The organism is Aestuariibacter sp. GS-14 (genome assembly GCF_006494365.1).
Taxonomy (GTDB): domain Bacteria; phylum Pseudomonadota; class Gammaproteobacteria; order Enterobacterales; family Alteromonadaceae; genus Alteromonas; species Alteromonas mangrovi.
In genome coordinates this window covers 63,828-82,461 of the sequence record NZ_VHIP01000004.1, presented here as the reverse complement: position 1 = coordinate 82,461, position 18,634 = coordinate 63,828, and the positions used below count along the sequence as shown (strand labels likewise).

Below are 18,634 nucleotides of genomic sequence, written 5' to 3'. Positions count from 1 at the left end.
TTGAAGCTGTGAGGTTATTGCATTGGGGGGATGCTTCCTTGGGCATATCATGTCTATGCCATGCATATAATAACCGCTGAGAACACGTTGTGCCACTGTCGCATATTAATGACGCCCAGACCTCAATCTCTGGACACCCACTTTTTTGGGGACACCCACCTTTACCGCCTTTTTAGTTCAAACATGTGAACCGTGGATGTCCAGTTTTTGAGTGAGTGTCCATAAATAAAGTGGGTGTCCATAAACAAGGTGGGTGTCCAGAAATGTTACAGAACCACTGACTTGTAGTGATGAGTTGGTTACACTATGGCGCATCAATTTTGAAAAGGACTCGATATGGCGTTTTCAGTAGTGGTATTGGCGGCGGGTAAAGGCACAAGAATGAAATCTTCGCTGCCAAAGGTGTTACACCCAATAGGTGGCGTGCCTATGGTTCAACGCATCATCAACACAGTTGAGTCATTGGACGCAACTGCCGTTCATCTGGTTTATGGGCATGGTGCTGACCAATTGAAAGCCAGGGTTGAAGGCAAGCAGATAAACTGGTGTTTGCAGCAGGAGCAACTGGGAACCGGCCACGCCGTTATGCAGGCTGTTGATTATATTACTGATGACGAAGATGTGATGATTTTGGTTGGGGATGCGCCCTTGATTAAGGCTGAAACCCTTGAGCGATTAATAGCCGCAAAGTCTCAATGTGATTTGGCGCTGCTCACTGTGCATTTGGATGATCCAACAGGCATGGGCCGTATTATCAGAAAAGACGATAATATTGTTGCAATAGTTGAGCATAAAGATGCTACTGAAGCGCAACGTGCGATTACAGAAATAAATACCGGCATGATGGTCATGGGTGGTAAAGACCTGAAGCGTTGGTTGGCAGCATTAACTAACAACAATGCCCAGGGCGAGTATTATCTTACCGATGTTATCGCCATGGCTGCCGCCGAAGGCAAACGTATCCAGTCTGCACATCCTGACTCACCTGTGGAAGTAGAGGGAGTGAATAACCGGGTGCAATTAGCCCGATTGGAGCGCACCCTGCAAAGATGGCAGGCTGAAGCATTGATGACGGCGGGCGTCACGCTGGCAGATCCTGCCCGAATTGACGTGCGTGGACAATTAACCACCGGTCAGGATGTCTATGTCGATGTAAATTGCGTATTTACAGGTAATGTTAAGTTGGGTGACAACGTGGTAATTGGTCCTAACTGTGTGCTTATCAACTCCGAAGTAGCCTCTGGTGCAGTAATCGAAGCTAATAGCATCATTGAGGACGCCAGCGTTGGCGAAGACTGTACTGTTGGTCCTTATGCCAGATTACGTCCAGGAGCAGTAATGGAGCGTAAATCAAAGGTGGGTAACTTTGTTGAAATGAAAAAAGCCACCCTCGGAGAAGGAGCAAAGGCCAATCATTTGACCTACCTGGGAGATGCGATTATTGGCGCCAACAGCAATATTGGCGCTGGTACCATTACCTGCAACTATGACGGTGTAAATAAGTCTAAGACACTAATTGGAGAAAATGCATTTATTGGTTCTAATTCAGCGCTAGTGGCGCCCGTAGAAATAGGCGCGGGCGCAACGGTGGCGGCTGGCTCTATTGTCACATCCAATGTGCCGGAGCATAATCTTGCCGTAGCAAGAAGCAAACAACGCAATATCAGCGGCTGGAAACGTCCTACCAAAAAGGCCTGATTATCCATTTAATCTCTGGACACCCACCTCAGCAACGCGGAAGCAGATAGCTTATGACAATATCAACGCTTGTGGTGGGTTTTGGCTATGCAGCCAAAACCTTTCACGTACCTTTTCTTACTGAACTTGCTGATTTTGAGATTAATGGGGTGGTGTCATCCGATCCCGCCAAAGTGAACAGTGAGTTACCCGGTTGTGTAGTTTACTCGTCACTTGAGCAAGCATTTAGCTCAGCCAGTTTCGATTTAGTTGTTATTACTACACCAAACCATCTTCACGCACCACAAGTAACCGCAGCGTTGCAAGCAGGTTGCCATGTATTAGTGGAAAAGCCCTTCACACTAGACAGCAAAGAGGGTGAAGAATTAGTTGCGCTGGCGAAACAGGCAGGCAAGCATCTTTGTGTGTTTCACAATCGGCGTTTTGATGGCGATTTTCTTACCATTAAACAGTTAATCGCCGATGATAGCGTTGGGGATATCAAGCGATTTGAAAGCCGGTTTGACCGTTTCCGACCCAACCCAAGGCAGCGCTGGCGAGAACAAGCGGGCCCTGGCGCAGGTATTTTCTGGGATTTGGGCCCGCATCTGATTGATCAGTGTATTCAATTATGGGGAATGCCCCGGGCTGTAAACGCACACATACTTACTCAGCGTCATGGCGGTGAAGCAAACGATGCGTTTGAGATAACCTTGTTTTATGACACTCACATTGCGTTACTTGGTTCTACGCCATTTGAGGCTGGCCCTACACTGCGTTTTGCGCTGCATGGCAACAAAGGAAGTTACCGAAAGTTTGCGTTGGATCCTCAGGAAGATCAGCTTAAAGCCGGGCTGAGTTTTAACCATCCGCGTTGGGCGAATACGCCAGAAGAGGAGCAAGGCAAGTTACACACGGATACCTCCAGCAAGATAATCCCTACACTGCCGGGGCGGTACATTCAGTTTTATCAACAATTAGCTGATGCTATTCAAGGCGAGTCTCCGTTGCCCGCCGATGCAATATCGGTTGTACCGGTAATACAACTGATCGAGCTAGCCATTGAGTCTTCGCAAAATCAGCGCACAGTGCTGGTGTCGTGAGCATGACCAACCAATGTCGATGATAGACCTGAGTTCTTCGAAAATAAAAGGCCTGGGCGATTGCAATGCAAGCATGCGTGTATTCATTGCAAATCGCCCCGCTTTCAGTTTACAGCGCCTCGGAAGCGGCATTGTACCGCTTGCCGCAGGTGACATAGACGCAATTGGTAAAGCTTGTGGCAATGGCTGGCGTAAAGTATTTAATGTGTATGCAAAATTTCTCTTTGCCTTGCCAGACAATCTGCAATTCAAGCAGGGGAACTGTTGGCAACAATTTCGGGACACCCACCTTTTGCAGGGTGGGTCGAATACCGCGCTGATGTTCGGTGAGCCAAACAGTTTTGAGGCGGATACACTGAATATCATTACCGGACGAACGTTTGCACAGAGTACAAATGTCGCGCAAAGCCTCTATTGGGTTACGCCAGAGTTTGCTATTAACACATCTTTAAATTTGGTTGTGTGTCCATACTTCGATTATCGACAGCTATCAAATAGCAAGATCTTGTATCTGGTCGATTTGATTCACGCAGAACTGAATGTGCATGCCATTAATAAATAAATCTTGCGAATCGAAATAAATAGCGTAGATTAATCTTTCATTTCGTAAATTGTAAGTTTCTTTTTTGGCAAAGCGAAACACCGACGCAAGAAGACAAAGTATTGTCGAGCATGTTAATCAATACGGACTTACGTCTGTGGAGGCGCTTGCGCAGCTGTTTGAAACCTCATCCGTGACTATTCGCAAAGACTTATCTGTGTTGGATTCAGAAGGCACGATAGTACGTCAGCACGGCGGAGCTGCGCCGTTGCCTGCGTTAGTTAGCAGTAGTCAGCGCACTTTTCTCTCACCAGTAAAAGCCGCTATAGGCCGATTGGCCGCAAGTCTTATTCAAAATAATCAACGGATTATCATAGATAGTGGTAGTACAACGGCAACCATGGTAGAGCACTTGCAAACGCAGCAGAATATAGTGGTTATGACCAATGCACTTTCTGTGGCGAATCAATTAGTCGCTTTTAAGAACGAGCCAACCGTTATTATGACGGGTGGGACCTGGGATCCCCGGTCCCAGTCATTTCAGGGCAAGATGGCGGGTAATATGGTGCAGGCCTATAACTTTGATTTGGCATTTGTAGGCGCCGCAGGTCTTGATATAGAGCGCGGTACCACAACTTACAACGAAATGACCCAACTTAGCCAGGCGATGGCAAATGCAGCAACAAAGGTGATTGTTGTGGCAGAATCAGCTAAGTTAAGAAACAAAATGCCAAATGTAGAATTAACCTGGCAGCAAGTGGCTGTTTTGGTAACCGATACCGGTCTTGCTGACGATGCAGCAAGACAATTAGCAGATTATGGTGTGACAGTGTTAACCGCGTCACCTGATGGAGAATAGATATGTGCGGGATTGTGGGGGCAGTAGCCGAACGTAATGTGGTTGAGATCTTGCTCGAAGGGCTCAAGCGTCTTGAGTACCGTGGATATGATTCAGCCGGTGTCGCTTTATTGCAGTCAGACGGTGCTCTAACCCGGATCCGCCGCACGGGCAAGGTGCAAGAGTTGGTTGATGCAATTGGAGGCCAGGAAGCGTTAGGTTCTACAGGTATTGCACATACTCGCTGGGCTACCCACGGCGGAGTGACAGAGGCCAACGCCCACCCTCATGTATCTGAAGAGCGCATTGCTGTGGTGCATAATGGCATCATAGAAAACTACCAGTCGTTAAGGGAAAGTCTGTCTGCAAAAGGCTATCGGTTCAGCAGTGATACCGATACTGAGACCATTGCCCATACTGTTCATGACGCGTTAAAAACGGCAAATTCGCTGTTAGCGGCTGTTCAGCAATCAGTACCTCAATTTCACGGAGCCTATGGCACCGTAATCATGGATAAGCAAGACCCATCGCGCGTAGTGGTGGCGCGTTCCGGTAGTCCTTTGGTGATTGGATTGGGTCTGGGCGAAAACTTCATCGCGTCTGACCAAATGGCATTGTTGCCGGTTACCCGTCGTTTCATTTTTCTTGAAGAAGGCGATGTTGCAGAAATAACCCGCCGCAGCGTGTCAATATTCGACAAGCAGGGAAATCCGGTTGAACGTGAAGTAATTGAGTCGAATATCGAGCACGACGCAGGTGACAAAGGCGGATATCGTCACTACATGTTAAAAGAGATCCACGAGCAACCTACCGTTGTGCGTAATGCTTTGCAGCATCGCCTCGATGAAAAAGGACTGGTTGCCGACGTGTTTGGTAACGGTGCAGAAGCACTGTTTGAAAAAGTAAAACACGTACAGATTGTAGCCTGTGGTACTAGTTATCACTCGGGTATGACCGCCAGATACTGGCTTGAGCAATATGCCAATGTGTCGTGTAATGTTGAGATAGCATCCGAGTTTCGCTACCGAAAGTCAGTGGTGCATGAAAATAGTCTGTTAGTGACGATTTCTCAGTCGGGAGAAACGGCAGATACATTAGCGGCATTGCGTTTGGCAAAAGAGTTGGGCTATATGGCCAGTCTGACTATTTGTAACGTGCCAGGTTCATCATTGGTGCGTGAGTCTGACCTGTCTTTTATGACCCGCGCTGGCGCTGAGATTGGTGTGGCATCTACCAAAGCGTTTACAACACAGTTAACTGCATTTCTTATGCTTACACTGGCATTGGGTAAATACAATGGCATGTCGGCAAGAGACGAAAATGCTATTGTTAAAGCCTTGCATAGTTTACCGGCAAAACTGGAAGAGACACTCACTATTACCCAAGGGATTGAGGATTTGGCTGAGGAGTTTGCTGATAAACACCACTCTCTGTTCCTAGGCCGGGGGGATCAGTACCCGATAGCTATGGAAGGGGCCTTAAAGCTCAAAGAGATATCTTATATTCACGCAGAGGCGTATGCGTCGGGTGAACTCAAGCACGGCCCGTTGGCATTAATTGACGAAGAAATGCCGGTTATCGTGGTTGCGCCTAACAATGAATTACTGGAAAAATTAAAGTCAAACGTGGAAGAAGTGCGCGCCAGAGGCGGTATCATGTATGTATTTGCAGATAAAGATACCGCTTTTGCCAGTGACGATACTATGCGTGTGATTAATGTGCCGCATTGCGATGCGCCAATTGCTCCCATTATCTATACAATTCCGCTGCAATTGTTGTCTTACTACGTAGCGTTAATTAAAGGCACCGACGTAGATCAGCCGCGAAACCTTGCTAAATCAGTCACCGTAGAATAAAAACACGTCCTTAAGCATGCCAGTCTTGCGACTGGCATGCTTATTCAGGACACTCACTTTCTTTCCAGACACACACTCACGTCCTTCGGTACAGCAGAAATCTCCTACATTCTTGGACACAATAGCCCCTGGATAAACGGAGATTGTCATGCCTCAGCCAAGAAAAAACCTTATTTGCGTTACTGATACCCCCTTCTATCACTGTGTTTCCCGTTGTGTACGCCGAGCATACCTGTGCGGTAGCGATGCGTTAACCGGGCGCTCTTACGAGCACAGGCGGAAGTGGGTTGAGAATCGACTGCTGCTATTAGGGCAAATATTTGCGATAGACATTTGCGCTTATGCTGTGATGCACAATCATACGCATGTTGTGCTGCACATAAATCTGGATGAAGCCAAATCATTGTCAGATGAAGAAGTGTTATTGCGTTGGCATAAATTACACAAAGGAATGGTGTGTTGTAGACAGTTTCTTGATGAGAAAGAAAGGGTTAAGCTTAGCCAGGCTGAACTGGATACGGTGATGCGCGTGGTGGAAATTTATCGTAATCGCCTTTGCGATGTAAGTTGGTTTATGCGGTTACTCAATGAATATATTGCGAGAAAAGCTAACAAAGAAGATGAATGCACAGGCCGATTTTGGGAAGGACGATTCAAATCTCAAGCGCTGCTTGATGACGCCGCTTTATACGCTTGTATGGCGTATGTTGATCTGAATCCAGTGAGAGCCGGTATTTCCAATCAACCCGAAAAATCGGCATTTACCAGCATCCGAAGTCGTGTTCTCGCGTCCCGTCAGAAAAAGAAATTGCCAGCGTTACTGCCATTTAAAGACAAGAAAACTGAGTATGGATCAAGTGTATTAAATTGTACTTTGTCTGACTACCTGGCTTTATTGCATTCAACAGTAAAATCAAAGAATGCAGCTACTTGCCGCGGTATTGAGGAGCTTTATGCAAAAATTGAAGTGTTTAATACTAACGTTGGTAGCTGGCATTGCATGAGTTTTGACATAGACGGGCGATTTGGAACAAAAGTGAGCGCAGATATTGCCCAGAGAAAGCTTGCCGTTTTGTGAAGTGCACTGGAAGCGCTGATATATCAACCCGGTTCGATAATAGATTATTTATCTGTTCGGCAATTATCAGCATTTTCATTTTGCTTCATTTTATGGCAAATATCCTGCCACTCCCTATATTTTTCGTAATAAACGTCCCATACGCATGGGCAACATGAACCCCCACCGCAGCAGTCGCTTTTAAGTGGCTTTTCTGGTTTGAGCGGTAATTCCATCATGGTCTCCTTTTTACCAACCAGTATGTTGTTGCTTTCCATTTATTTCAAATTGATGGAATGAATACTCCCTAGTTGCAGCTCAAAGAGAGCTCAACGATAAAATAAGACACCCACTTAATTGTGTGGGTGTCTTGCAAAGGAAATTAGTGGATGTCCAATAAAAAAGGCGCTGGATAGCGCCTTTAGCAGTTATTTACCCAGGATAATCCGCAGCATTCTGCGCAGCGGCTCTGCGGCACCCCACAGAAGCTGATCGCCTACAGTGAAGGCAGAAATATACTCAGGCCCCATAGACAGTTTGCGAATACGGCCAACCGGAATTGATAATGTCCCGGTAACCTTGGCAGGCGTTAATTCGGCCATAGTTACTTCGCGGTCGTTTGGTATTACCTTTACCCAATCGTTATGCGCTGCCAGTAACGATTCGATTTCTGAAACAGATAAATCCTGTTTTAACTTAAGCGTTATCGCCTGACTATGGCAACGCATTGCGCCCACGCGAACGCACAGACCATCTACTGGCACAGGTGCCGCTGTGGTCCCTAGAATTTTATTGGCTTCCGCTTCTGCTTTCCATTCTTCACGACTTTGACCCGAAGGTAACTGCGTGTCGATATAGGGGATCAGACTACCAGCTAACGGTACGCCAAATTGTGCCGTAGGGTACTCATCAGAACGAATAAATTCCGCTACCTGACGGTCTATATCCAGAATGGCGGTAGTTGGGTCATCAACAAGTTGCTTAACGTTGCCATAAACGGCGCCCATTTGGCTCAGCAGTTCTCGCATGTGCTTTGCACCAGCGCCTGATGCAGCCTGATAGGTCATTGGCGAGGCCCACTCAACCAGACCTTTTTCAAATAAACCACCCAGCGCCATTAGCATTAGTGAAACGGTACAATTTCCACCGACATACGTTTTAATACCGGCTTCTATTCCTTTATCAATTTCTGTGCGGTTTACCGGATCTAAAATGATAACGGCGTCATCTTTCATACGCAGTGCAGAGGCAGCATCTATCCAATAGCCATTCCAGCCAGCTTCGCGAAGTTTCGGATACACTTCTTTTGTGTAATCGCCACCCTGACAGGTAATGATGATATCCTGCGTACTCAGTGCATCAATATCAAAAGCATCTTGTAATAAACCACAGTCTTTACCTGCGAAGTCAGGTGCGGAGCTACCAGCCTGAGAGGTGGTAAAGAAAGTTGGCTCAATCAGAGAAAAGTCGCTCTCTTCCTGCATACGCTGCATCAGGACGGAGCCTACCATTCCGCGCCAACCCACTAAACCAACTTTATTTTGAGACATGTTAAGAACCCTTAATTTTCCTCTTCAAGTGTTCTGTCGAGCAGCTAACCTCTTACGGGTTCATTTTTAGTTTACTGCAATTCACTTGATACATTTGTAATAGCCCCGCAGTCTATAAATTATGCTGCGAATTGGCTAGTTTCTTTTGTAATTTAATATACTCAGAAGCCACAAATATCATGCGCTTTCGGTATACAACTAAAACAACAGTGCTTTTAATTCCTGCGCGCCAAACATAACAATCTCAAAGGCAATCAAAATGATGATTATCCATTCCAGAAAAGACGAATGTTTGTGCTTTAACTCGTCGGCCAGCATTTCAAAAAGTTCGTGGATAACGTTGAGCTTGTTTGATAACAATTCAACCCGAGGGCGGATATCCAGATATTTTGCTGTTGCGTTGTAAGAAGATTCATACTCTGGATATTCCCAGAAAAATTCCGGCGTATCTAATAATCCGTAGTGCAAGAAAATATCACTTTTAGTGCTGAATAGGTGCCCGCGAATACTGGCAATTTCATTGCGACTAAGGTTGATTTTACCGGTAGTTGCTAATGCTTTAGGTAAGTGTGCATATTGAATAATGGTTTCCTGAGCACGTTGCTCATAGTCATTTAGCTTAAGAGATTGAGCGAGAGCATGACTCACTGCCAGACGCTGCAGTGAGGCATCCATACCTAAAGTAATCAAGTCTTGTTGAAGTTTTATTTCGCTGCCTTCAACGGTAAAGCGAAAGTGCTCCTGATGTTCACCGGAGATGATGTCGCTTTGAATTTTCAAGCGATGCAGTAAAGACAGTCGTTCGTCCTCATCAACACCCCAAAATACAATTACACCATAGTCAAACACCCAGGCTTCACCACCGGGAATATTAAGTAACACTGCATCTCTGTAACGGGTGCCAGACTCAACTGACAAAATGTTGTCTGTGTCTGAAACGGGTAGAGCAAAAACCGACACGCGGTCATTAGAAAATAACATGATCAAACCAATCGTTTAAAAAACCGACTGATTATGCACATATTTATGCATTCAGACCACGAAAATCAGAGTGAGAAATAATGCTCTTAAAGATAAAGGATTTTGATGGCTTTAAAAGCTTTAGTGCGCTGCCAGACTCCTGGCGAACATCACGTTGGTTGGACGTTGGAGCACAAAAAAGTGGGTGTCCGGGAATCTCGGTGTCCGGGAATCTCTCTGGATCACTCGCAGAAAGGTGGGTGTCCACTAAAACGGTGGGTGTCCAACAATTAGGTGGGTGTCTGTAACATGGGGCATTATTATACTTTTGTTTAATTGTGATGAGAGCTCAAGCCGCTAGGCTTATAGGGTAAAGAAAAATTGACAAAGTAACACCAACTGGGCGATCAAACATAAAAACAGCATATACGCGTGCATACAAGTGTAACTGATCGCCGCTGCTGGCGTTTTTGCGCCAGCGGTACTCTTTTCCTATCCCATCTCACAAATTCAACGTTTTATTTCGGTCATCCTATCGATAATAGAGAAAAATGCTTTTTATTGTTCGCTACCATGGATTTTGATACATCAAAAATGAAATTCAGATTAAGTAGTGCACCTATTTTCACGGAATAATAACGATGAATACCGTCCTCAACACACCAGAAGTAATGCACAGTAAGCGCATTGCCTCTATTGATATATTGCGTGGTCTCGTAATGCTGTTTATGTTGGTAGACCATGTCAGGGAGCGATTTTTTTACCACCTGAACGTGAGCGATCCAATGGATTTGGATGCAACCAGTCCCCAGTTGTTTTTCACGCGAATAACAGCACATTTGTGCGCGCCGGTATTCGTATTTTTAACAGGGATGTCCGCCTGGTTGTACGCTAATCCGGCAAATAGAGCCCCGCGCTCCGCAACCCCGTTTTTGTTCAAACGCGGTTTGTTCATTATCTTCGTGGAAATCGCAATTATTAACTGGTTATGGCTTGGCACCTACGACACGCTGTATTTACAGGTAATGTGGGCAATTGGTATCAGCATGGTGTCATTGTCGGTGTTGAGCAAGCTGCCCGCAAAAGCGATCCTTGCCCTGGGTTTATTAATAGTGTGCTGCCACAATTTGCTGAGTCCAATTGCCTTTAATCCCGGTGAAGCTGGTTACAATATTTGGGCAGTACTTCACGACCGCGGTATTATTTTTGAGTCAGACACTTTCCGAATTAAAGCTTCCTATCCGGTGCTGCCTTGGATTGGCGTTATTTTGTTGGGTTACAGCATGGGGCCAATTTATGCGCGTGACTACGATGGCGCACAGCGAAGAAAAATACTAACAACACTTGCGCTGGGTATGTGGGCGTTATTAATTGTGCTGCGCAGTACTAACCTGTATGGCGAAATCTTGCCTTTTGAGGTTCAGGACACCGCAGTACAAACCGTCATGTCGTTTATCAATTACACTAAATATCCGCCGTCATTGGATTATGTGTTGTTTACGCTGGGCGGTGCATTCCTGATACTGGTTGGGCTCGATAAAGTAAATAATCAATACAGCAAAGTCATCGAAAACTTCGGATCAGCGCCAATGTTCTTTTACATTTTGCACCTAGCGGTACTGTTGGTTCTGTACCGCATCGCAATGAATGTGTGGGGCCCGAATCATGGTGATATGTTTGCGTTTAGTGACGTCTGGCAAATTTGGGCAGGCGCATTGCTTTTGGGTATCGTGTTGTATTTCCCCACCAAAGCGTTTTCTGCCTTTAAAAAGCAGAGCAGCAATTCGCTTATTAAGTACTTCTAGTCGACAGTTTGCTTTGCTACATACCGGGCCTCAATTGCAGGCCCGTTTTTATTACTGTGGCCTGATAATGTGAAAATCAGGTAGCGATCTCGTTTTCGACTAATTAATAATAATGCTTGGCCTTTTTTCAACTAGACTTACAAAACGTGTAGCCCGTTACCAAATTGAAAGCCATGATTATGGTTTGTAAGGGGAAAACGAGTTATCTGAAAAAGGACAGAAATGGGGCAACAAGAAAAAACGCGTATTGAACAGCTGGAAAGACGGTTAACTCGTGAAAAGGCAGCACGCCTGGCATCGGAGAAGTTGCTGGACGAATACTCGGGTAAGTTTTTTGCTGCCAACGAAAAGCTAAAGCAATCACTGTTAGTTGCCCAGCGCAAGCAAGAGGAAATTGAATATCTGGCCCGTACCGGCTTTTCAATTTCGGATAAACAAGACCCGGACGCCCTCATTGCATCCACGCTGGGGCTCACAGCCGATTTCTGTAAGGCAGAACTGGCAGCGTGTTTTTTTACCCGGCAAGGTAATCTGCTTGACCGTTGTATTACCAGTGCTTCGGTGACGTTAACCCCAGAGAACAAAACTCAGTTACAACATTTTGTGCCAGATGAGTGCACAGACCTGCTGGATTGCTGGCTTATCGAAAATATTTCAGCCCAAATGGCGCGCTCTTGTTGGGCAGTGTGCGCCAACTTTACTTATAGTGACGATACGTTAGGCTGGTTAGTGCTCACTATTCCGGCAAACTATATTGACGAAGGTTTGTTGTACATTCTCGATGCCTATCTGAAGTACTTGCGTACGGGTATAGATAAAAATCGCACGACGCAAGCGGTTGATCGCACCGCCAATAATATGCAGAAAATACAAACGGAGTTGTCGGCTACCAAGCAGCAGTTAGTGGTAGCCGATCGCATGGCGGCGCTGGGTTTTCTGGCCAGTGGTGTGGCACATGAAATCAATAATCCGGCGGCCTTTATCATCTCGAATAACAGCAGTTTGCGAAAGATGATGAAGCCTTTGTTTGAACTCATCGAAAACTATGCGCAGGCCAGTCGCCGCGGTGATGAAGAAGGCATCGTCATTTATCAGCATGAGCTGGCAGCAATGAAAGAAGAAATTCTTCTGATGCTGGAAGACAACGAATATGGCTTAAATCGCATCGTCGCCATTTCTGAAAGTCTCAGAACCTATTCGCATTTTGGCGAGCAACTCACCGATCAGGTGGATATAAACGACTGCGTAACCAAAATGGCGAAGGTGGCCAGAGCCTCATTGCCTGATTGTGTGGAGCTGCATTGCCATGTTGCAGAAGGTTTGCCCGCCATTGCTGGGAATGCATCTCAATTGGAACAGGTTATTCTTAACCTGTTGGTAAATGCCATTGATGCCCTTAATGGTAAGGGTAAAGTGGAAATACGAACCGAACAGAATGAAACCGATGTTATTCTTACCGTGAAAGACACCGGACAAGGGATGGATGATGTGGTTAAAACCAAGTTGTTTACACCTTTTTTCACTACAAAAGATGTGGGTAAAGGCACGGGCCTTGGGTTATCTATTTCGCAAAATATCATCGATGCACATCACGGACGCATAGAAGTGGAATCTGAAGTAGGCGTAGGTACCTGTTTTAGTATCCATTTTCCATGCTCTGGTAATTGAACAAGGAGCGAGCTATGCACAAAGATTTTCAGGTGATCATTGTTGACGACGAACCCAGAATTTTAAGGGCTCTGAATCGCGCCCTTTCCGATCTGCCTGGGATTAGTGTGGTAGCTGCGGGTAGCGGTAAAGAAGCATTGGCTAAGTTCAGGGAATCCCCGGCGGATATTGTGATTAGCGACCTGAGCATGCCAGAAATGACTGGGAATGATTTGCTGGCCGAGATTGCACAAATTGCGCCGGAAACGATCCGTATTATGCTCACCGCTCACAAAGAACCCGAGCATATTATGGAGGCAGTAAATCGCGGTAAGGTATCGGGGTACATTAATAAGCCTTGGTCAGACGATGAGTTGCGCTCCATGATTGAGGATCTGGTTGCTTCCAGAGAGCAATATGTGCGCCGCAGTATTGTGGGCAAAGTGCTGAGTAATTCCGCAACGCCATTTAAAAAGTCATTCGAAGATTTTGTAGGTAATTCGCCGTCTATGCAGCGGGTGTACAACAAACTGGAGAAAGCAGCACCTAGCAAAGCATCTGTGTTTATTACCGGTGAAAGCGGCACGGGTAAAGAAGTCGCAGCCTTTGCTATTCACAATTTGAGTCAGCGAAAAAACGACGCTTTCATCGCGCTTAACTGCGCAGCTATTCCCTCGGAGTTAATGGAATCCGAAATATTTGGACATGTGAAAGGTGCATTTAGTGGTGCGGTGAGTAATCGCGATGGTGCGGCCACCCTGGCCGACAACGGTACCTTGTTCCTCGATGAATTGGGCGAAATGGATATGTCGCTGCAGGCTAAAATACTCCGCTTTATACAAACCGGCACATTTCAGCGTGTTGGCGGCACGAAAATGGAAAAAGTGAATGTGCGGTTTGTGGCCGCCACGAATCGCGAGCCTCACGAAGCCATTAAGGAAGGGCGGTTGAGGGAAGATTTGTTTTATCGGCTAAATGTTATTGCTGTTGAAATGCCTTCACTCAGAGACCGGGACGACGACGTTGTATTGTTGGCCCGACACTTTCTGAATTGTTTTAGTGAGGACGAAGAAAAGCAATTCTCTGGTTTCACTCAGGATGCCGAGAATATGCTAAAGCGCTATAGCTGGCCGGGCAATGTGCGTCAATTGCAAAACCTCATTCATAGCTGTGTTGTAATGAATGATGGACCAATGATCACGTCAGACATGCTCAATGATTTACTGACATCCAGGGAGCAAATCTCTACTCCGGCGGTGTCTGTTCCACACATTTCAACTGATCCAAGTGTACCGTCAATAAGTTCATTTGATTCGAATTTGCCACACACGAAGCAGGAAATTGAGCCCTTGGCACTCATGGAACGCAAAGCTATACAGCAAGCCATTGCGCTGTATGATGATAATGTGGTTAAAGCCGCAAGCGCGCTGGAAGTTAGCCCTTCTACGCTGTATCGCAAAATGCAACAATGGGAAGAATAGGGCTTCGCATATTGCAAAAATCGAACTAAAAGCAGGCTTGCAGCCTGCTTTCCAAATTGCATTAATCAAATAAATTCAATACTTTACCTGTATCAACTCGGTTGGTCTGTTTCTTGTAATAACTGATTATCTTCAGGTAGTCGGTAAGTATGAATGAGCCAGATCGCATTGTTGTTCAAGCAAGGTTTGCAAACCGCTTTGCAACATAAACTGGCGCGCAATGTGGCGTGGTCGTTAGGTACCGAGCTATTTGGCAAAGTCTCCCGGTTGGTTACATTAATTGCATTGGCAGCGTATATTCCGGCTGTCTCTTACGGGCAGGCAATGCTGGCCCTGGCCTGTCACGAAGTGATCCGCACTATAATGCGTTTTGGTGCGGGTTCGCAAATTGTGCAGTGTGCACACCACGAGTTAACTACCTTCGCCGAAAACGCGATCACGCTCCAGTGGTTGTTAAGCGGCGCATTATGCGCGTTGCAATTCACGTTGGGCTATGTGTTGGGTCTGTTTTACAACGATCCGACGCTTTCTCTGCTTATACAAGCTATGGCATTCACTTATCTGCTGTTTCCTGTTGTGGGTGTCACTACCCTGTTAATTCAACGGAATAGCAACTTTCGGTTTTTCAGCCTTCGCAATGGTTTGTGTATTACGGGCGAAAACCTGTCTGTGGCTGCCTTTGCGTTTGTTGGTGCAGACGTGTGGTCTGTGGTGGCAGGTAAATATGTATTTGCCGTTATGTGGGTCATCGGTTTTTCACGGGCGCCAGTGCCGGCGTTTCGCGCCAAATTCGATCCAGCCGTCATGTGGTATTTGTTCACCACTTCAGCGCAGTTATTTACCACTGAAGCGGTGCGCTCTATTCGCCAACAGGCCGATTTGTTTATCGCTGGCCGGGTACTCAGTGCTGAATGGATGGGGGTATATGCGTTTGCCCGCAGCGCTGGGATTGGCCTCAGCCAAACCCTGAGTCAGGCGTTCACCAGTGCGTTGTACCCGCAATTATGCCAACAACACCGCAATGGTCAGCCGGTAAGGCTGAACATGCGGTTATTGGCAATGGCGGGGCTGGTAGGCGGTGCATTTTTAGCCCAGGCGATTATTGCGCCTGTATACATACCTATTTTGTTCGCCGACCGATGGAACGATGCCATTCCGGTTGTATCCGTGCTGTGTGTCACAGCGATACCCGCATTGATAATAGAAACACATGCAACGGCAATCCGCGCAACCGGTGCGTATTACAAAGAGCTGGTTACCCGCCTGATATTTGCCGTGTCTACGGTGTGTTCGTTGTTGCTGATGTCACCAGCATCGCCTATCGGGTTTGCAGTTGATCTGCTTATTTCGAGTGTGATTGGCCTGCTTTGTGTGCTAGTGCATTCCATTGTGTCCGAAGGGATACCCGTCATTTTTCAAACCAAATCAACTAAAGAGCAACCGCTATGAAAACGCCTATTGTTTCAGTTGTTATGCCTGTTTTTAATGCTCAGTATTACCTTAGTGCCGCCATTGAGTCGGTATTACAGCAAACGTGTGAGTACTTTGAGTTGATTTGTGTCGATGATGGCAGCACCGACGATTCACTGGAGATCATCAGGTCATTTCATGATCCACGTATACGCCTGGTAAGCGAAAATCAGCTTGGTTTGGCCGCTGCGCGTAATGTGGGTATTCATTGTGCACGAGGACAGTTTATAGCGTTAATAGACCCAGACGATTGCTATGAGCCCGAGAAACTGCTGCTGCACCTAAAGCATTTGTTGAGCGATCCACGTATTGGCGTAAGTTATTGCCCGTCTTTATTTATCGACCAAAACGGCAAGAAAACCGGACTGGGGCAATATCCCCGCTTGCACAATGTGGATATTAAACAGGTTATGTGCCGGAATCCGGTTGGGAACTGTTCAGCAGCTGTGATCCGCATGGCGGCGCTGGAATCGATTCAGCCTTTTGTGGCAAAGCATGAATCAGGTCGCTTCTGTTATTTTGATGAGACCTTGAAACAGTCTGAGCACAATGACTTCTGGATGCGGATTTCACTGAACACCGATTGGCGGTTCGAAGGGATCAGTATGCCGCTTACGTTGTACCGGGTGAACCAGGACGGACTGTCCGGTGATCTGGAACAAAACTACTCAAACTGGCAATCGAGCATGCAGCGTCATCTCAACAGTCATCCTGCGCAGGTGAAGCCATGGCTCTCGTTGGCCCAGGCATATCAACTCAGATACCTGGCGCGTCGCGCGGTAAAAAGTGGTGATCCGTTTAAAGCCATTGGCTATGTAATGCGGGCGGTTGCAACCAATGTGCGTATAGTTTGGGAGGAGCCAGTTAAAACCCTGGTTACGCTTGCCACTGCAATTTTAGGGCTGTTACCTGCTCCGCTTTACAAGCAGTTGGAAAAGGCAGCTATCCGCCTGATTAGCAAACGCAGTTTGTCGGTGTAGCCCCGTTATGAGTAAAAAAAAGCAACAATACAATCTGCATCCGAGTCAGGACCCGGCGTTAAAAAGCCTGTTAACCCGATTAGGACCAGACATTGCAAATAGCTTTAATACCGAGCAGCTTATGGCGCTTAGCCGGGTAGTGGGTTTACGTGGCGGTCGCATTCACTCAATCGACATCAGAACCACAATGCAGGTGCCGTTTTTGCCGTGGAGCTTTTATTGGGTATTTTTGGTTGGTAAAAACCGCCGGCAGTTAACGCCAAAAGAAAAAGCCATTGCGGTGGGTATGCTGGTACTCTGTGTTACCTGTTTCTTAATGGTGTGTGTGGGGCTGGCGCTGGTGGTGCTCTATATTCTCAAATCCTGGTTCGGGATCAATCTAATCGAAAATTACTCTCTTGGGCTGTGGGACTGGCTGCAAGCCAGTTTGCATTCGCTGCTCCCGGTACGGGAATTTTTTGTGAGTTGGAATCACTGAATAAGGGCCTGCATGGCCCTTAGTTGTTTTAGTGTGGGCGACGCAATGTACAATAGCAATCCTGCAAATGGGCATTACCTCTCCGCCCTCTTTTTCAATCACCCTTGCGCATTCGTTAACAGTGGGACGTTTTCAAAAGGCAAAAATTTCTTTTTTTGCAAATAATTCTGAAAATGAAAACGGGAGGGTTGAAAGTGTTGCACTTCCATTAAAGTTATCTAATTGTATGAATTTTAATAGTTATTTTTTGTTTTATGTTGTTGGCACAGGAATAGCATTATTGGCAATACAGTTAGCGGGATGCATGGAATAGCAAATCAACGTGCCTTTAGCAACGTGAGTTAAATGGCAATCAGGGAAGGGTCTCGTAATCAGACACCGCATGAATGGATTGTGCTTACTGTAAGCAGTGCCAGTGTACATCGGCGATGGCCGACCCGGCGGCTAAACAGAAAAATTCACTCGTGCTTGAATAACGAATTTTAATGAAAGTAGGGTTACATTATGAAAAGCCTGACCACTAATACTATCAATCGTCGCGGTTTGCCTATTATTCTGCAGCAGTTGATTGCTTCATGCGCATTGTTAATCTTGTCACCGCTGTTGTTACTGGTTGCATTGTTGATCAAACTGGAAAGCAACGGCCCGGTGATCTTTAGTCAAATCCGTGTTGGCGAAAATGGTCGTCAGTTTCGCTGCTTTAAATTCCGCTCAATGTATCTGCCCGGCTCCCCGCAACTGGCTAACGTTTCCATGGGGAAGAGTGACAGAAGCGGGATTTGTCAGAAGTTTTTTAATGATCCGCGTGTTACTAAAATCGGTCGAATCATTCGTAAATTGTCTATCGATGAAATCCCGCAGTTGGTGAATGTGTTAAAAGGGGATATGGCAATCATTGGGCCTCGCCCACACCTGGTAACCGAGTACATGCAATACGATCCGTCAGTACTGGAGCGTCTTAACTGCAAACCTGGTTTAACCGGCCTGTGGCAGGTGTCTGGCCGCGCAGACACCACTTTTGAACAACAGCTTATGCTAGACAAACAGTACATCGCCAATCAGTCATTTTGGCTGGATGTACGCATCTTCTTCGCAACTATCCCCGCTGTGTTGTTAGCGAGAGGCGCCTACTAACCCCGCCAGCTTCACGAAGCTTCGACGCGCTCTATTCCCGGGCAGGTAACTGACCGG

17 protein-coding genes are annotated in these 18,634 nt (G+C 46.4%); 14 read left to right on the top strand and 3 right to left on the bottom strand.

The features are described 5' to 3' along the window. The first annotated feature begins 336 nt into the window (after window positions 1–336). The 6 genes from glmU (at window position 337) to FJ444_RS08160 (ending at window position 7,093) form a co-directional block, all read left to right on the top strand. On the top strand, window positions 337–1,698 hold the full coding sequence (gene glmU, locus FJ444_RS08185) for a bifunctional UDP-N-acetylglucosamine diphosphorylase/glucosamine-1-phosphate N-acetyltransferase GlmU (protein WP_140957729.1): 1,362 nt from the start codon (window positions 337–339) through the stop codon (window positions 1,696–1,698). A gap of 53 nt (window positions 1,699–1,751) precedes the next feature. Continuing rightward, a complete protein-coding gene (locus FJ444_RS08180; protein WP_140957727.1) occupies window positions 1,752–2,780 on the top strand; it encodes an oxidoreductase in 1,029 nt (342 codons plus the stop codon). 13 nt (window positions 2,781–2,793) lie between these two features. Further along, window positions 2,794–3,342 (top strand): hypothetical protein, encoded by a 549-nt coding sequence (locus FJ444_RS08175; protein ID WP_255439080.1) that lies wholly within the window; start codon window positions 2,794–2,796, stop codon window positions 3,340–3,342. Between the two features lie 64 nt (window positions 3,343–3,406). After that, window positions 3,407–4,180, top strand: coding sequence for a DeoR/GlpR family DNA-binding transcription regulator (locus tag FJ444_RS08170; protein WP_140957725.1), 774 nt, complete (start codon window positions 3,407–3,409; stop codon window positions 4,178–4,180). A 2-nt stretch (window positions 4,181–4,182) separates the two neighbouring features. Then, the gene (glmS, locus tag FJ444_RS08165) at window positions 4,183–6,015 is read left to right on the top strand and encodes a glutamine--fructose-6-phosphate transaminase (isomerizing) (protein WP_140957723.1); all 1,833 of its coding nucleotides are present in this window, start codon (window positions 4,183–4,185) and stop codon (window positions 6,013–6,015) included. Between the two features lie 349 nt (window positions 6,016–6,364). Continuing rightward, complete coding sequence (locus FJ444_RS08160; protein ID WP_370298030.1) at window positions 6,365–7,093, top strand: transposase; 729 nt, start codon at window positions 6,365–6,367, stop codon at window positions 7,091–7,093. Window positions 7,094–7,137: 44 nt separating this feature from the next. Here the strand turns inward: FJ444_RS08160 and FJ444_RS08155 are convergent, their stop codons facing one another. From FJ444_RS08155 to FJ444_RS08145, 3 genes are all read right to left on the bottom strand, one after another. Beyond that, window positions 7,138–7,311 (bottom strand): oxidoreductase-like domain-containing protein, encoded by a 174-nt coding sequence (locus FJ444_RS08155; RefSeq protein ID WP_140958029.1) that lies wholly within the window; start codon window positions 7,309–7,311, stop codon window positions 7,138–7,140. A gap of 189 nt (window positions 7,312–7,500) precedes the next feature. Continuing rightward, on the bottom strand, window positions 7,501–8,622 hold the full coding sequence (gene asd, locus FJ444_RS08150) for an aspartate-semialdehyde dehydrogenase (protein WP_140957719.1): 1,122 nt from the start codon (window positions 8,620–8,622) through the stop codon (window positions 7,501–7,503). Window positions 8,623–8,820: 198 nt separating this feature from the next. Beyond that, on the bottom strand, window positions 8,821–9,603 hold the full coding sequence (locus FJ444_RS08145; protein ID WP_140957717.1) for an RMD1 family protein: 783 nt from the start codon (window positions 9,601–9,603) through the stop codon (window positions 8,821–8,823). A gap of 620 nt (window positions 9,604–10,223) precedes the next feature. On the opposite strand from FJ444_RS08145, the gene FJ444_RS08140 reads away from it, so the two are divergent. From FJ444_RS08140 to FJ444_RS08105, 8 genes are all read left to right on the top strand, one after another. Beyond that, window positions 10,224–11,387 carry a DUF1624 domain-containing protein gene (locus FJ444_RS08140; RefSeq protein ID WP_140957715.1) on the top strand — a complete coding sequence of 388 codons (1,164 nt, stop codon included), beginning with the start codon at window positions 10,224–10,226 and terminating at the stop codon, window positions 11,385–11,387. 222 nt (window positions 11,388–11,609) lie between these two features. After that, a complete protein-coding gene (locus FJ444_RS08135) occupies window positions 11,610–13,055 on the top strand; it encodes a sensor histidine kinase (protein WP_140957713.1) in 1,446 nt (481 codons plus the stop codon). Window positions 13,056–13,069: 14 nt separating this feature from the next. Then, the gene (locus FJ444_RS08130; protein ID WP_140957711.1) at window positions 13,070–14,515 is read left to right on the top strand and encodes a sigma-54 dependent transcriptional regulator; all 1,446 of its coding nucleotides are present in this window, start codon (window positions 13,070–13,072) and stop codon (window positions 14,513–14,515) included. A gap of 153 nt (window positions 14,516–14,668) precedes the next feature. Next, the gene (locus FJ444_RS08125) at window positions 14,669–15,964 is read left to right on the top strand and encodes an oligosaccharide flippase family protein (RefSeq protein WP_140957709.1); all 1,296 of its coding nucleotides are present in this window, start codon (window positions 14,669–14,671) and stop codon (window positions 15,962–15,964) included. Then, complete coding sequence (locus tag FJ444_RS08120; protein ID WP_140957707.1) at window positions 15,961–16,965, top strand: glycosyltransferase; 1,005 nt, start codon at window positions 15,961–15,963, stop codon at window positions 16,963–16,965. The genes FJ444_RS08125 and FJ444_RS08120 overlap by 4 nt, the downstream gene beginning before the upstream one ends. Before the next feature lie 7 nt (window positions 16,966–16,972). After that, window positions 16,973–17,443: a hypothetical protein gene (locus FJ444_RS08115; protein WP_140957705.1), complete on the top strand. Its 471-nt coding sequence runs from the start codon at window positions 16,973–16,975 to the stop codon at window positions 17,441–17,443. Between the two features lie 67 nt (window positions 17,444–17,510). Beyond that, window positions 17,511–17,756 (top strand): hypothetical protein, encoded by a 246-nt coding sequence (locus FJ444_RS08110; RefSeq protein WP_140957703.1) that lies wholly within the window; start codon window positions 17,511–17,513, stop codon window positions 17,754–17,756. A gap of 191 nt (window positions 17,757–17,947) precedes the next feature. Next, entirely contained in the window at window positions 17,948–18,577 is a 630-nt protein-coding gene (locus tag FJ444_RS08105) for a sugar transferase (RefSeq protein WP_140957701.1), read from the top strand. The last annotated feature ends 57 nt before the right edge of the window (window positions 18,578–18,634 follow it).

What these genes read in the sequence shown, in the direction of transcription:
- FJ444_RS08175 (WP_255439080.1), top strand. Translation starts at nt 2,794, where the DNA reads ATGTCGATGATAGACCTGAGTTCTTCGAAAATAAAAGGCCTGGGCGAT.
- FJ444_RS08155 (WP_140958029.1), bottom strand. Translation starts at nt 7,311, where the DNA reads ATGATGGAATTACCGCTCAAACCAGAAAAGCCACTTAAAAGCGACTGC.
- FJ444_RS08115 (WP_140957705.1), top strand. Translation starts at nt 16,973, where the DNA reads ATGAGTAAAAAAAAGCAACAATACAATCTGCATCCGAGTCAGGACCCG.
- FJ444_RS08145 (WP_140957717.1), bottom strand. Translation starts at nt 9,603, where the DNA reads ATGTTATTTTCTAATGACCGCGTGTCGGTTTTTGCTCTACCCGTTTCA.
- FJ444_RS08135 (WP_140957713.1), top strand. Translation starts at nt 11,610, where the DNA reads ATGGGGCAACAAGAAAAAACGCGTATTGAACAGCTGGAAAGACGGTTA.
- glmU (WP_140957729.1), top strand. Translation starts at nt 337, where the DNA reads ATGGCGTTTTCAGTAGTGGTATTGGCGGCGGGTAAAGGCACAAGAATG.
- glmS (WP_140957723.1), top strand. Translation starts at nt 4,183, where the DNA reads ATGTGCGGGATTGTGGGGGCAGTAGCCGAACGTAATGTGGTTGAGATC.
- FJ444_RS08130 (WP_140957711.1), top strand. Translation starts at nt 13,070, where the DNA reads ATGCACAAAGATTTTCAGGTGATCATTGTTGACGACGAACCCAGAATT.
- FJ444_RS08125 (WP_140957709.1), top strand. Translation starts at nt 14,669, where the DNA reads ATGAGCCAGATCGCATTGTTGTTCAAGCAAGGTTTGCAAACCGCTTTG.
- FJ444_RS08110 (WP_140957703.1), top strand. Translation starts at nt 17,511, where the DNA reads ATGGGCATTACCTCTCCGCCCTCTTTTTCAATCACCCTTGCGCATTCG.
- asd (WP_140957719.1), bottom strand. Translation starts at nt 8,622, where the DNA reads ATGTCTCAAAATAAAGTTGGTTTAGTGGGTTGGCGCGGAATGGTAGGC.
- FJ444_RS08160 (WP_370298030.1), top strand. Translation starts at nt 6,365, where the DNA reads ATGCACAATCATACGCATGTTGTGCTGCACATAAATCTGGATGAAGCC.
- FJ444_RS08120 (WP_140957707.1), top strand. Translation starts at nt 15,961, where the DNA reads ATGAAAACGCCTATTGTTTCAGTTGTTATGCCTGTTTTTAATGCTCAG.
- FJ444_RS08105 (WP_140957701.1), top strand. Translation starts at nt 17,948, where the DNA reads ATGAAAAGCCTGACCACTAATACTATCAATCGTCGCGGTTTGCCTATT.
- FJ444_RS08140 (WP_140957715.1), top strand. Translation starts at nt 10,224, where the DNA reads ATGAATACCGTCCTCAACACACCAGAAGTAATGCACAGTAAGCGCATT.
- FJ444_RS08180 (WP_140957727.1), top strand. Translation starts at nt 1,752, where the DNA reads ATGACAATATCAACGCTTGTGGTGGGTTTTGGCTATGCAGCCAAAACC.